Raw genomic sequence first — 12698 nt, 5'->3', positions numbered from 1 at the left:
CGGCGCGGTCGTCGACGATGCGGCGGTTGCGGCAATTGGCGGCGTTCCAGACCGGATCCCCCGGCCGCCGCGGACTTGGCCACGGACTTGGCCGCGTTTTTGGCCGCGGACTTGGCGTTGCGAACCGGCAGGGCGCCGTTGCGGTCGGCGGCGGCGCAGACGACCATGCCGGCGTCCGAGGCGAGGAGCCGCTCCTGGATGGGTGCGAGCACCGCCTCCAGCGCCGGCACCGCCCGGGTGAGGTAGGCGCGGCGCGGACGAGCGCCCCGCAGAGCGTCCCGCGCCTGGCCAGGCGGGACCGCCATCGACAAACCCGCGGGCTCGGGGCATGAGGACCCGATGTCCGTCGACCTGACCCAGGACCGCGTGCCGGACGCGGCCGAGCGCGACGCCGTCGCCGCCCTCCTCGCCGAGATCGCCTGCGCGGCCGGCGCCATCCTGCGCGCCTACGAGACCGGGTCCTGCCCCCACCGCGTGAAGCAGGACGGCTCGCCGACCTCGGACGCCGACCTCGCGGCCGAGGCCCACATCGTGGCGGAACTGAACGCGCGGTGGCCCGCCATCCCGGTGATCGCCGAGGAGACGGCGAACCGCCGGGAGGCGGCGCGCCTGTTCTTCCTGGTCGATCCCCTCGACGGAACCCGCGACTTCCTGCGCGGCACCGGCGAGTACAGCGTGAACATCGCCCTGGTGGCGGAGGGCCGGCCCGTCGCCGCGGCGCTCGCCGCCCCGGTCCTCGGCCGGGTCTGGAGCGCGGGCCAGCACGCCGTCGAGGCGCCGATCGCCGACGGGCGGCCGGGTCGCGCCGCCGCGATCGCGGTGCGCCCGACCCCGCCGGAGGGCATGGTCGCCCTGGTGAGCCGCAGCCACGGCGAGGCGGCGGACGAGACCTGCCTGGCGGGATTGCCGGTGGGCCGCCGCCGCCCGGCCTCCTCGGCCCTCAAGTTCGGCCTGATCGCGGCCGGGGATGCCGACCTCTACGTGCGCTCGGGCCCGACCATGGAATGGGACACGGCGGCGGGCGACCACATCCTCACCCAGGCGGGCGGCTGCGTCGTCGATCCGGCGGGCCGCCCGTTCCGCTACGGCCGCAGCGCGGCGGGCTACCTCAACGGGCCCTTCGCGGCGCTCGGCGATCCCGCCTATGCGAGCCGCGTGGTGCTGCCCGCCGCCTGAGCCTCAGACGCCGTGGCGCTGGCGCAGGGCCGGCCAGCGCGCCTCCGCGGCCGCGAGCAGGGCCGGGTCGGCGGCCGCGCGGCGCTCCGGATTGCGGAAGAGGTAGAGCAGGTCGCCGCGGCGCAGCGGCACCGCGGGGTCGGCGCCCACGAGCCGCCCATCGGCCACGCCGAGAGGATCGTAGCCTCCGAGCCGCGGCGCGTAGACCTCCGGGTCATGCGCGAAGGCGGCGCGGTTGGCCGGGCCGGCGAAGCGCCAGGTCAGGCCCGCCCAGAGCATCTCGATCCCCTCCCGACCCGGGACGGGCCCGTCGCCGAGGGCGTAGCTGACCGCGTCGCGGCCGCGCAGCGCGATCCCGGTGAGCGGGTCGGCCGCGTAGAGATCCGGCAGGACCGCGTTCCCGGCCTCGGCGGCGCCCGGGGCGGCCGGCCAGGCCAGGGCCAGCGACAGCACGCCGCGCCGCGTTAACGAGTTCTTGCCCATATCGCGCGCATCCTGGCGTGACCGGCGCCGGCCGGCCGCCCTTCCGCGGCGCCGTCCCCCGCCGGACGTCTTTGGTTCCGCCTCGGCCGGCTCCCGCGCCGGCCCGATGCATAGCGCCGGGAGCCTAACAGATGCTCTTCGCCCCATCCCCCGGCCCCGCGCGCCCGACGCGCCGGGCGGTGCTGCGCGCCGCGGCTTTCCTCGCTGCGGCCGCGCCGCTCGCGGCCCGCGCCGCCGCGCAGGAGCCGAGCCCCGAGAGCTTCGACAGCCGGGAGATCCTCGATTCCGGCCACCGCTTCTTCGGCGCGACGACCCGGGGCCTCGCGCTCGCGGTGCAGGAGGCGGCCCGGCGCTGGGGCGAGCCGAACGGCTACATCCTCGGCCAGGAGGCCTCGGGCGCGGTGATCGGCGGCGTGCGCTACGGCGAGGGCACGCTCTACACCCGCAATGCCGGGCAGCGCCGGATCTACTGGCAGGGTCCCTCCCTGGGTTTCGACGTCGGGGGCGACGGCGCCCGCACCATGATGCTGGTCTACAACCTGCCCTCCCTGCGCGGGCTCTACCGGCGCTTCGTCGGGATGGACGGGTCGGCCTACGTGGTCGGGGGCGTCGGCATGTCGGCCGCGACCGCCGACAACATCGTGGTGGTTCCGATCCGCACCGGGGTCGGCGCCCGGTTCGGGATCAATGTCGGCTATCTGAAGTTCACCGAGGCGCCGACCTGGAACCCGTTCTGAGCTGGGCGCTTGCTTGGTCGAACTTGTCCGCTCGCGGTGTCGACCCCGATCGGGCCTTGGCCCGGGCCCCGGTCCCGTGGCAGGGTCCGGTCGGTCCCGGAACCCGGGCCCGTAACCCTGGCGAGCGCCCGATGAGAGTTCTGCCCGCGTGATCGAATCCGTCATGATCTTCGCGCTGGGCGCCCTCGGCGCAAGCCTGTGCGCGCTCCTCGTCCTGCCCGCCCTCAACGCGCGGGCCGAGCGGCTCGCGCGGCGGCGGCTGGAGAGCCAGTTCCCGATGTCGATCGCCGAGCTGACCGCCGAGAAGGACCATCTGCGGGCCGAGTTCGCGGTGCTGCAGCGCCAGCTCGAGCGCAAGGTCGAGGAGGCGCGCGGCGAGCGCCGCGCCGAGATGGAGGAGCTCGGCCGGCGAGCCGTCAGGATCGGGGCGCTCACCACCGAACTGGCGCAGCGCGACGAGCGCCTCGCCGGGCTGGAGCGGGACCTCGCCAAGACGCGGGCGCGGCTCGCCGCGGTGGAGACGGAGCGGGACGAGCTGCGCGTGGCCCGGGCGGCGGCCGAGGAGGCCCTGCGCGCCCTCGAAGGCCCGCACCAGCGCGCCCTCGCCGACCTCGACGGCAGCCGGGCCGAGCTGGAGAGCACCCGCCGCGCGCTGAGCGAGGCGCAGACCGCCCGCGACCTCGCGCAGGCGCAGGCGCTGGAGGCCCGCGAGCGCCTCGCCAGCATCGGCGAGAGCGTCGCGGCCGGGGCCCGCGCCCAGATCCAGGCCCTGGAGGACGCCCTCGCCGACCTGACCAGCCGCCACGTCGCCGCCGAGGAGGAACTCGCCGCGCTCCGCCCCGCCCATCAGGCCGCCCTCGAAGGCTTGGCGGGCGCCCGCCGGGCCCTGGCCGAGGCGCAGGCGACGCCGCCCGCCGAGCGGCTGCTCGCCGAGAACGCGGCCCTGGAACGCCGGATCGTCGAGGTGGCGGAGGCCCTGATGGCCCAGGCGCGCGGCCCCGCCGCCCGGGCCGAGCCGCGGCTGCCCCCGGCCACCCCGATACCCTCCCAGGCCGCGGCGCGCTGAGCGGCCTCGCCCGGGCGGTCCGCCGCGGTGCCTGACCTCGCGTCGCCCGAACGCCGCGGCGCTCTTGCCAGGGCCGCCGTTTCGGGCCATCTCCGCGCCATCCCCTCACAAGCTGCGAGGCTCAACGCCATGACGCTCAAGCCGACGTCGTTTGCTCTCTTGCTCGCGGGCGCCTCGCTGATCGCCGCCCCCGCCCTGGCGCAGCGGGACGATCCGACCCTGAAGAAATACTGCACCGGCGATTACCTGACCTATTGCGGCAATCTTCCGCCCGAGAGCCCCGAGGTCGACCGCTGCTTCGAGAAGAACATGAAGAAGATCTCGGTCAACTGCAAACGGGCGATCGACGCCTACGAAGAGGGCCTGAAGCAGAACAGCAGCAAGAACTGAGCGGCGCGAGGGCGGGACGGGCGGCGCCGCTGCCCGGATCAGGCGGAGGCTTCCTCGCGCGAGACCGCCTGCAGGGCGGCGGCGAGATCCTCGATGGTGAAGGGCTTGCGCAGCACGGTCTCGCCGGGTCCCGGCAGCGGCCCCTCCCGGCCCTCCTCGCGGCCGTGCCCGGTGGCGAAGACCACCTTGAGGTCGGGCCGGCGCCGCCGCGCCTCCGCCGCGAGGCTCGGCCCGTCGAGGCCCGGCATCACCACGTCCGTGAACAGCACCGCCACGTCCCGGTTGCTGTCGAGGCAGGCGAGCGCCGCCGCGCCGTCCGGGGCGGTGATCGTCCGGTAGCCGAGTTCGCCGATCGTCTCGGCGCTGGCCCGGCGCACCATCGCGTCGTCCTCGACCACCAGCACGGTGCGGGCCTGACGCGGCGGCGCGGGGCCGCCGACGCGCCCGCGCCCCGTCCCCTCGACCGGTGCGCTGCCCTCGTAGACGGGCAGGATCAGCACGACGGCGGTGCCGAGACCGGGGGCGCTGTCGATCCGCACCTCGCCCCCCGATTGAGTGACGAAGCCGTAGACCTGGGACAGGCCGAGCCCGGTGCCGCGGCCCTGCGGCTTCGTCGTGAAGAAGGGCTCGAAGGCGCGGGCCACGACCTCGGGCGGCATGCCGGTCCCGGTGTCGCGCACCGTGACCGCCACCGCCGCGCGCCCGTCCCGGGCGCCGTCGCGGGCGGTCTCCAGGGTCAGGCGCCCGCCCCCCGGCATCGCGTCGCGGGCATTGACCGCGAGGTTCAGGATCGCGTTCTCGAGCTGGTTCTGGTCGACGAAGATCGGCGGCACCCCGACGGCGAGCCGCGTCTCGACCGTCACCGTCTCCCCGAGCGTGCGCCGCAGGAGGTCGACCATGCCGGTGATCAGCCGGTTCGGGTCGGTGGGGCGCGGCTCCAGCGGCTGCTGGCGCGCGAAGGCGAGGAGCCGGTGGGTGAGCTTGGCCGCCCGGTCCGCCCCGTCGAGGGCGCCCTCGATGAAGCGGCCCACGTCGGTGTCGCCGCGGGCGAGGCGCCGCTGCAGCACCTCCAGCGAGCCCGTGATCACGGCGAGCAGGTTGTTGAAATCGTGGGCGATGCCGCCGGTGAGCTGGCCCACCGCCTCCATCTTCTGCGACTGGCGCAGCCGCTCCTCGGCGGCGGCGCGCTGGGCCGTCTCGCGGGTGAGGCGCGCCAGCGCCTCCTCCTCGGCCCTGGCGCGGCGCAGGGCGAGCCAAGCCATCAGCACCAGCGTGAGGGCCGAGACCGTCGCGACCGCCCCGTAGAGCTGCAGGTTCTCGTACCAGCGCTCCTCGGCGACGCGGCTCTCGACCGAGAAGGCGACCTGAACCGGGTAATCCCCGACCCGGCGCCAGGCCACCCGCGCCTCGCGCCGCCCGGGGGGCGTCGCGACCGCGAAGCCGCCCTGCGGGCCGCCGTGGATCGCCCGCATGAACGGATCGCCCGGAGGGAGCCGCGGCTCGGCCCCGACGCGCTCGGGCTCGCGCACCAGGACGGCCCCGTCGGCGCGCAGGAGCAGCGCCTCGTGGGCGGTCGGTGCCGCGACCTCCGCGTAGAAGCGCCCGAAATAGCCCGTGCCGAGGGCGATCACGATGACGCCGTCGAAGCGGCCGTCCTCGGTCGAGCGCCGCCGGCTCACCGCGAAGGTCTCCTGCTCGCCCTCGCGCAGGGCCGGCCCGACATAGATCCCGATGTCGCGGGCGCGGTGCACCGCGAAGATGTCGCGGCCCGCCAGCGCCGCGCCGACGTCGCCCGCGCGGCTGCTCGCCCGCACCACGCCCTCGGGATCCACCACCCAGACCGCCACCGCCTGGGCCAGCGGCGCCTTGAGCGTCGACAGGAAGGCGTTCGTGGCCGGGGCCCCGATCTGGCCCCAGGGCCGGTCGAAGACGTAGTCGTCGACGCGGTCCATGGCGAGTTCGGCGGTGTCGAAGACCTTCGAGGCGTGCTCGTGCATCACTGCGGCCGTGCGCTGGACGGCGCTGTCGGCCTCCCGCAGCACCTCCGTCCGGTTCCACCACGCGGCCCCGAGGAGGACCACGCACGGCACCAGGAAGGCCGCGGCGACGAGGAGCTGGTGCAGGCGCACCGTCGAAAGACTCACGAATCTCCCTCTCCGCGCAGCATCGGGACGATGCGCGTACTACGTAAGCTTAACCGTTCAGCAACACGATGGCGAGCGGCGTCTTGCGGCCCGTCCCCAGCGCGCGACGCGCCGGCCGGGCTCGCCTCGCCGCGTCCGCGCCGCTATGGTGCCGCCGCCACGCTTCGGATCCCGGATGACCCTGCTCCGCCTCCTCCTCGTGATCGGTACGGTCGCGCTCCTCGGCGCCTGCGGCCGGCGCGGACCGCTCGAAGCGCCCCAGGCGGTCGCCCCGGCCGCCTCCGGCCTGCCCGGCACGTCGGGCGCGGCGGCGCGCGCCGAGGATGAGGATGTCGATCCCGCCCTGCCGCAGATCCCCGACACGCCCGGCGTCGCCCAGCCCTCGCGGCAATCCTCGGGCAACAGCCGCAAGCGCTTCACCGTGCCCCGGGGACCCTTCCCGCTCGATCCGCTGCTCTGAGCATCCTTCGCCGAAGGGGTCACCGTTTCGGCGGCGAACCGAAGCACCGCGTCAGCGGAAAATGATGCAAGAACAAGGGCTAAGCGGAGTTGCCGCGCGCCACTCCGCTGAGAGGCCGTGATGGCCCGCGCGGCGAGACCCCGCGGCGGATCGGGCGACCGAGCAGGGGGCGCGGCGATTCCGCTCGGGGTGCCGGACCCGCGTGGTTCCTGCCGCATTCCTGCCGCCCGAGCGGCGACCGCTTCGGCGAAGGGGGCCGGGCAGATTGGCGTTGGCGCGCCGGCGCAAATCTGCGTAAGCCGCCAGCCGCAGATCCGTCGAGAGCCCGATGCACCACTTCACCTACCGGGACGGCACGCTCCACGCCGAGGAGGTCGACCTCGCGCGGCTCGCCGAGGCCGTCGGCACCCCGTTCTACTGCTACGCCTCCGCCACCCTGGAGCGGCATTTCCGCGTCTTCGCCGAGGCCTTCGCGGGCGACGATCCCCTCGTCTGTTTCGCCGTGAAGGCGAATTCGAACCAGGCGGTGCTCGCCAGCCTGGCCCGGCTCGGCGCCGGCATGGACATCGTGTCGGAGGGCGAGCTGCGCCGCGCCCTCGCGGCGGGCGTGCCGGGCGAGCGGATCGTGTTCTCGGGCGTGGCCAAGACCCGCGCCGAGATGGCGGTCGCGCTCGACGCCGGCATCCTGTGCTTCAACGTCGAGAGCGAGCCGGAACTCGAAGCCCTCTCGGAGGTGGCGCGGGCGCGCGGGCAGACTGCCCCGGTCTCGATCCGCGTCAATCCCGACGTCGATGCCCGGACCCACGCCAAGATCTCGACGGGCAAGTCCGAGAACAAGTTCGGCATCCCGATCAGCCGCGCCCGCGAGGTCTATGCCCGCGCGGCGGCGCTGCCGGGGCTCGCGGTCGCGGGCGTCGACATGCATATCGGCAGCCAGATCACGGATCTCGCCCCCTACGACAACGCGGCTTCCCTGCTCGCCGAACTCGCCCGCGACCTGATGGCGGCGGGGCACCGGCTCCACCACATCGATTTCGGCGGCGGCCTCGGCATCCCCTACCGGGACGACAACGCGCCGCCGCCGGACCCGGCGGCCTTCGCGGCGGTGATCCGCCCGCACTTCCGGCCGCTGGGGCTGCGGCCGGTCTTCGAGATCGGCCGGATGATCGCCGGCAATGCCGGCATCCTCGTCACCCGGGTCGTGTACGTGAAGGAGGGCGAGGGCCGCAGCTTCGTGATCGTGGATGCGGGGATGAACGACCTGATCCGCCCGACCCTCTACGAGGCCTATCACGCGCTGCGCCCGGTGCGGCAGCCGGACCCGGAGGCGCCGCGCCTCACCGCGGACGTGGTGGGGCCGGTCTGCGAGAGCGGGGATTACCTCGCGCTCGGCCGCGAGATGCCGGCGGTGGCGCCCGGCGACCTCCTCGCGGTGATGAGCGCGGGCGCCTACGGGGCGGTGCAGGCCGGCACCTACAACACGCGCCGCCTGGTGCCGGAGGTGCTGGTGCGCGGCGCCGCCCACGCGGTGGTGCGCCCGCGCCAGAGCTACGAGGAGCTGATCGGTCTCGACCGCGTGCCCGACTGGCTGGCGCCCTGAGCGCGGCCGGGGCGGCCCCGGGCGACGGGATTCGCTCAAATGCGACCGATCGGCGAAACGGCGCGGCGACGGGGGGGTGCGAGGCTGCAGGCATCAGGTTCGAGGCCCGCCATGTCGCAAACCCGCTCCCTCACCGCCCGCGCTGAGGCCGTCGTCGCCCAGGCGCGCCAGCTCGCCGCGGATCACCACGCGCTGCTCGCCGCCGTGCGCGCCGCGCTGAAGGACGCCCCGCAGGACCCGCCCGGCCGCGCCCGGACGCCTGAGCGGATTTGACCCGCTGGTCGGCGGCGCCCCGCGTGCTAGCCTCCCCCACGGTCCGGCGAGGGAGGTTCGGCGGGCGGGCGTGAGCGGGAGCAGCCGATGAGCGAGGCCGGGCCGAAGAGAGCGGAGCATCCGTCCGATGCGCCGGCCCTGCGGGCGGGCCTCGACCGGCTGGTCCTCCGCGCCGCCCGGGTCACCGCCTGGGAGCGGGCCTGGCCGATCCTGTGGCGGGGGCTCGCGGTGGCGCTCCTCTTCCTCGCCGCCTCCTGGCTCGGGCTGTGGCTCGACCTGCCGCCGTCCTGGCGCATGGCGGGCGTCGCCGCCTTCGGCCTCGCCTTCCTGGCCGCCCTGCTGCCGCTCCTGCGCCTGCGCCCGCTGCCGCGCGGCGAGGCCCTGGCGCGGATCGACCGCGACGCGGGCCTGCGCCACGGCCCGGCGCGCGCCCTCGAGGACACGCTCGCGATCGGCCGGCAGGACCCGGCCACCCGGGCGCTCTGGGACCTGCACCGTCGGCGCGCCGCCCAGACCCTCGGGCGCCTGAAGGTCTCGGGCCCGCGACCCGGAATGGTGCGGCGCGATCCCTACGCGCTGCGGGCCGGCGCGCTGCTCGCCGCGGTGGCCGGCGCCTTCGTGGCCGGGCCGGAGGCGGGCGAGCGGATCGCCGCGGCCTTCGACTGGCGCGGCCCCCCGGCCGCGGCGCCCGCCTTCCGCGTGGACGGCTGGATCGACCCGCCCCTCTACACGCGGCTGCCGCCGCTGATCGTCGCGATCGCGGAATCCGACCAGCACCTGCGGGCGCCGATCAACTCCACCCTCGTCATCCGCATCGCCGGGGCGGCGGACGCCGCGGTCACGCCGGGGAGCGGCCTCAAGCCGGTGCCGCCGGCCGGGCCGCAGAAGCCGGAACTCCGCGAGGAGCGCTTCACCCTGACCGGCGGCAGCGCCGACCTCTCGGTGCAGACCGGGCTCGCCCGCGGGCACCGGCTCACCGTCGAGACCATCCCCGACAAGCCGCCGGAGATCGCCTTCGCGGGGCCGCCGGAGGCGAACGGGCGCGGCACCTTCACGATCGCCTACCGGGCCAAGGACGATTACGGCATCGCCTCCGCCGAGGGGCTGGTCGAGCCGCTGCGGCGCGGGGCGCGCAGCCTCGTGCCGCCGCCGCGCCTCGCCCTCAGCCTGCCGGCCGAGGCGCAGGGCGGGCAGGACACCCGCACCCTCATCGACCTGACCGACAATCCCTGGGCGGGGGCGCGGGTGCGCCTCACCCTCGTCGCCCGGGACGAGGCGGGCCAGGAGGGCCGCAGCGAGACGCTGACCACGACCCTGCCCGGCCGGGTCTTCACCCAGCCCCTCGCCCGCGCCCTCGCGGAGGAGCGCCGCCGCCTCGTGCTCGACCCGGACGGCAGCCGGGCGCGGGTGCAGACCTCCCTGGAGGCGCTGCTGATCGCCCCCGAGCGCTTCACGCCGCAATGGGGCGTCTATCTCGGCCTCAAGGAGGCGCTGCGGCGCCTCACCGCCGCCCGCAGCGACGAGGCGCTCGGCGAGGTGGCCGACCTCCTCTGGGCGATGGCGCTGCAGATCGAGGAGGGCGACCTCTCCGACGCCGAGAAGGCCCTGCGCGCCGCCCAGGACCGCCTGAAGGAGGCCCTCGACCGCGGCGCCTCCGACGAGGAGGTCCGCAAGCTTACCGAGGACCTCAAGCAGGCGATGGACCGGTTCCTGAAGGAATTCGCGCAGCGCCAGCAGCGGGACCAGCAATCCGGCGACCCGAACCGGCAGCAGCAGGCCGACCGCACCGTCACGCCCGACGACCTCAACCGCATGCTCCAGCAGATGCAGGAGGCGATGAAGCGGGGCGACGTGGCGGAGGCGCAGCGGCTGCTCGACCAGCTGCGCGGGATCCTGGAGAACCTGCAGATGGCGCAGCCCGGATCGCGCATGTCCGACCCGGCCATGCGCGAGATGAACCGCTCGATGCAGGAATTGGAGACCATGGCCCGCGAGCAGCAGGGCCTGCGCGACGAGACCTTCCGGCAGGGCCAGGAGCGGCGCTTCGGCCGCAACGGCCAGCAGCCCCAGAGCGGCCAGCAGGGCGAGCGCCAGCAGCAGGGCCCGCGCGGGCGCCAGGGCCAGCGCCCGGGCCAGCAGCCCGGCGAGGGCGAGCAGGGGCAGCCAGGACAGCAGGGGCAGAAGGGGCAGAAGGGGCAGAAGGGCCAGCAGCCGGGCCAGGGCAGCCTCGGCGAGCGGCAGCAGGCCCTGCGCGAGCGGCTGGAGGAGCTGCAGCGGCGCATGAAGGAACTCGGCATGCAGGGCGAGCAGGGCCTCGCCGATGCCGAGCAGGCCATGCGCGAGGCCGAGCAATCCCTGGGCCAGGGCCAGGAGGGCAGCGCGGTCGACGCCCAGGGCCGCGCCCTGGAAGGGCTGCAGCGCGGCACCCAGGGCATGGCTCAGCAGATGCAGCAGATGGGTCAGGACGGCCAGGACGAGCAGCCCGGCGAGGGCCAGCAGAGCAACGGCCAGCCCGGCCAGCAGGGCCGCCAGGGCTCCCGCGACAACGATCCCCTCGGCCGCCCGACCCGCAGCCGCGACTACCAGAACGGCAACGTGCGGGTGCCGACCGCCGAGGAATCCGGCGTCGAGCGCGCCCGCCGCATCCTGGAGGAGTTGCGGCGCAAGCTCGGCGACCCGAACCGCGCCCGCGAGGAACTCGACTATTTCGAGCGGCTGCTGCGACGCAACTGAGGCGCCCGCCGCCCCTTCCGACCGCCCCCACGCCCGGGCTCCCTGCGCGGACGATCGTCCGACGCCGGGTGCCCGGCTTCGCCTCACCTCCGGATCCGACCGATGTCCGCCGACACCCTCGTCCTCATCGCCTGCCTCGCCGTCGCGGTCGTGCTGCTCTTCGGCCTCGCCAACATGCTGCGCGGCGGCAGCGCCAACCTCTCGCAGCGCCTGATGCGGCTGCGGGTGCTCCTGCAATTCGTCGCGATCGTGCTGATCATGGGCGTGATCTGGTGGCGCGGCGCCTGAGACCGGCGGTCATGTCCCATGACCGCCGGTTCCGTTCTCGCATTCTCGCCACGCCGTCAGCGCGGTGTCGACCCTTCGAGTGGGTCGACGGCCCGATGCGCCGGCATCCCGGGCCGCTGGGATGAGGGGCCGGCCGCCGCGGTCACAGCCCGAAATCGAGCCGCGCGACGGTGCCGCCCTCGGAGGCGAAGCGGATCTCCCCGCCGAGTTGCGCGGCGAGGCTCTGAACGATCCGGAAGCCCAGGCGCGACCCGACCTGCCGGTCGAAACCCGCGGACAGGCCGCGCCCGTCATCCGCGATGGTGAGCCGGGCCCGCCCGGCCCCGAGGCGGTCCAGGCGGATCGTGATCGTGCCCGGCCCGCCCGGCGGGAAGGCGTGCTTGAGCGCGTTCGTGACGACCTCGACCACCAGCAGCGAGAGGGTGGTCAGGCGGCTCAGGTCGAGGCGCAGCGGCTCGATCTCGACCCGGCAGACGATCTCCCCCGCACCGGCCGTCGCGATCAGGTCCGAGCAGATCTCCTGCAGGTACTCGCCGACCGGCCGGTCGAGGCTGTCGGGATCGTAGAGCCGCCGGTGGATGCGGGCGATCGTCTCCAGGCGCGTCCGCGCCTCATCGAGCGCCAGCAGGGCCCGCTGCGGGTCGCCGGCCGCCTGCCGCCGCTGCAGCGCCAGCAGGGAGGCGACGAACTGCATGTTGTTGGCGACGCGATGCTGCAGTTCCTGGAACAGGACGCGCTGCTGCTCCGACAGGCGGTGGGACACCTCCTTCTCCCGCTGCAGCCGCTCGGAGACGCTCTGCATCGAGGCGATGACCAGGATGTCGACGCCGACGATGAAGGCGAAGAGGGCGAGCGCGAGGGCGCTCTCGCCGGTCAGCGTCAGGGAGAAGCGCGGGGTCAGGAATACGAACCAGGCCGCCACGCCCGACAGCACGGCGCAGATCGTGCCCGGCCGCGGGCCGCAGGCGAAGGTGGTGATGATGACGGCGGGAAAGAAGGTCAGGAACGGGAAGCCGGAGGACAGGATGCCGTCGAGGGCGAACCGGAGCGCGAGGGCGACCGCGAAGGCGGCCACCCCGCAGGCGTCGCTCAGCCGCCGGCTGCGCCGCACCTGCCGCGTCGCCTGCGTCCAGCGCTCGAGCCGGGTCAGGCGCGAGGGGGGCAGGGAGGTTGCGGCCTGCGTCGCGGTCATCTCGTCGTCCATGGTCCGTCGCGGCCGCCTCTCGCCGTACTGGCCGCCGGGTGCGGCCGGGCGACGCCGCGGCCGGGGAGCCGGCCGACGCGACCCGGCGCTGCATCGCGGCATGGTCGGCGGGAGCTGATGGCAGCTTTGTTAATAAATCCCCAC

General features: G+C 74.9%; 12 protein-coding genes. 9 read left to right on the top strand and 3 right to left on the bottom strand.

The genetic code is table 11. From position 1 onward, the window contains the following. The first annotated feature begins 339 nt into the window (after positions 1 to 339). Positions 340 to 1176 carry a 3'(2'),5'-bisphosphate nucleotidase CysQ family protein gene (locus tag MET2598_RS0100660; RefSeq protein ID WP_012334557.1) on the top strand — a complete coding sequence of 279 codons (837 nt, stop codon included), beginning with the start codon at positions 340 to 342 and terminating at the stop codon, positions 1174 to 1176. 3 nt (positions 1177 to 1179) lie between these two features. On the opposite strand, the gene MET2598_RS0100655 is transcribed toward MET2598_RS0100660, so the two are convergent. Next, the gene (locus tag MET2598_RS0100655; protein WP_018259526.1) at positions 1180 to 1659 is read right to left on the bottom strand and encodes a hypothetical protein; all 480 of its coding nucleotides are present in this window, start codon (positions 1657 to 1659) and stop codon (positions 1180 to 1182) included. A gap of 131 nt (positions 1660 to 1790) precedes the next feature. Between MET2598_RS0100655 and MET2598_RS0100650 the strand changes: the two genes are divergently transcribed. From MET2598_RS0100650 to MET2598_RS0100640, 3 genes are all read left to right on the top strand, one after another. Beyond that, on the top strand, positions 1791 to 2396 hold the full coding sequence (locus tag MET2598_RS0100650) for a DUF1134 domain-containing protein (protein ID WP_012334559.1): 606 nt from the start codon (positions 1791 to 1793) through the stop codon (positions 2394 to 2396). 148 nt (positions 2397 to 2544) lie between these two features. Next, on the top strand, positions 2545 to 3462 hold the full coding sequence (locus MET2598_RS0100645) for a hypothetical protein (protein WP_012334560.1): 918 nt from the start codon (positions 2545 to 2547) through the stop codon (positions 3460 to 3462). Positions 3463 to 3591: 129 nt separating this feature from the next. Then, positions 3592 to 3852 (top strand): 3',5'-cyclic-nucleotide phosphodiesterase, encoded by a 261-nt coding sequence (locus MET2598_RS0100640; RefSeq protein WP_018259525.1) that lies wholly within the window; start codon positions 3592 to 3594, stop codon positions 3850 to 3852. 38 nt (positions 3853 to 3890) lie between these two features. Here the strand turns inward: MET2598_RS0100640 and MET2598_RS0100635 are convergent, their stop codons facing one another. Then, positions 3891 to 5996: an ATP-binding protein gene (locus tag MET2598_RS0100635; protein ID WP_012334562.1), complete on the bottom strand. Its 2106-nt coding sequence runs from the start codon at positions 5994 to 5996 to the stop codon at positions 3891 to 3893. Between the two features lie 175 nt (positions 5997 to 6171). Here MET2598_RS0100635 and MET2598_RS0100630 point away from each other — a divergent pair, with 175 nt between their 5' ends. The 5 genes from MET2598_RS0100630 to MET2598_RS0100610 all read left to right on the top strand — a co-directional run bounded on the left by MET2598_RS0100630 (position 6172) and on the right by MET2598_RS0100610 (position 11350). Next, a complete protein-coding gene (locus tag MET2598_RS0100630; protein ID WP_012334563.1) occupies positions 6172 to 6456 on the top strand; it encodes an LptM family lipoprotein in 285 nt (94 codons plus the stop codon). A gap of 328 nt (positions 6457 to 6784) precedes the next feature. Then, positions 6785 to 8056 (top strand): diaminopimelate decarboxylase, encoded by a 1272-nt coding sequence (lysA, locus tag MET2598_RS0100625; protein ID WP_012334564.1) that lies wholly within the window; start codon positions 6785 to 6787, stop codon positions 8054 to 8056. 111 nt (positions 8057 to 8167) lie between these two features. Further along, a complete protein-coding gene (locus tag MET2598_RS41970) occupies positions 8168 to 8329 on the top strand; it encodes a hypothetical protein (RefSeq protein WP_018259523.1) in 162 nt (53 codons plus the stop codon). Positions 8330 to 8416: 87 nt separating this feature from the next. Further along, the gene (locus MET2598_RS0100615; RefSeq protein ID WP_018259522.1) at positions 8417 to 11062 is read left to right on the top strand and encodes a TIGR02302 family protein; all 2646 of its coding nucleotides are present in this window, start codon (positions 8417 to 8419) and stop codon (positions 11060 to 11062) included. Positions 11063 to 11164: 102 nt separating this feature from the next. Further along, the gene (locus tag MET2598_RS0100610; protein ID WP_012334566.1) at positions 11165 to 11350 is read left to right on the top strand and encodes a twin transmembrane helix small protein; all 186 of its coding nucleotides are present in this window, start codon (positions 11165 to 11167) and stop codon (positions 11348 to 11350) included. A gap of 142 nt (positions 11351 to 11492) precedes the next feature. On the opposite strand, the gene MET2598_RS0100605 is transcribed toward MET2598_RS0100610, so the two are convergent. After that, positions 11493 to 12554, bottom strand: coding sequence for a sensor histidine kinase (locus tag MET2598_RS0100605; RefSeq protein ID WP_018259521.1), 1062 nt, complete (start codon positions 12552 to 12554; stop codon positions 11493 to 11495). Between the last annotated feature and the right edge of the window lie 144 nt (positions 12555 to 12698).

The organism is Methylobacterium sp. WSM2598 (assembly GCF_000379105.1).
Classification (GTDB): domain Bacteria; phylum Pseudomonadota; class Alphaproteobacteria; order Rhizobiales; family Beijerinckiaceae; genus Methylobacterium.
Note: the sequence above shows the minus strand (reverse complement) of the source record. Positions and strands in the feature narration are given on the sequence as shown.

Excerpts from the sequence above, each read along its gene's own strand:
- MET2598_RS0100660 (WP_012334557.1), top strand. The coding sequence starts at position 340 with ATGTCCGTCGACCTGACCCAGGACCGCGTGCCGGACGCGGCCGAGCGC.
- MET2598_RS0100655 (WP_018259526.1), bottom strand. The coding sequence starts at position 1,659 with ATGGGCAAGAACTCGTTAACGCGGCGCGGCGTGCTGTCGCTGGCCCTG.
- MET2598_RS0100650 (WP_012334559.1), top strand. The coding sequence starts at position 1,791 with ATGCTCTTCGCCCCATCCCCCGGCCCCGCGCGCCCGACGCGCCGGGCG.
- MET2598_RS0100640 (WP_018259525.1), top strand. The coding sequence starts at position 3,592 with ATGACGCTCAAGCCGACGTCGTTTGCTCTCTTGCTCGCGGGCGCCTCG.
- MET2598_RS0100630 (WP_012334563.1), top strand. The coding sequence starts at position 6,172 with ATGACCCTGCTCCGCCTCCTCCTCGTGATCGGTACGGTCGCGCTCCTC.
- lysA (WP_012334564.1), top strand. The coding sequence starts at position 6,785 with ATGCACCACTTCACCTACCGGGACGGCACGCTCCACGCCGAGGAGGTC.
- MET2598_RS41970 (WP_018259523.1), top strand. The coding sequence starts at position 8,168 with ATGTCGCAAACCCGCTCCCTCACCGCCCGCGCTGAGGCCGTCGTCGCC.
- MET2598_RS0100615 (WP_018259522.1), top strand. The coding sequence starts at position 8,417 with ATGAGCGAGGCCGGGCCGAAGAGAGCGGAGCATCCGTCCGATGCGCCG.
- MET2598_RS0100610 (WP_012334566.1), top strand. The coding sequence starts at position 11,165 with ATGTCCGCCGACACCCTCGTCCTCATCGCCTGCCTCGCCGTCGCGGTC.
- MET2598_RS0100605 (WP_018259521.1), bottom strand. The coding sequence starts at position 12,554 with ATGGACGACGAGATGACCGCGACGCAGGCCGCAACCTCCCTGCCCCCC.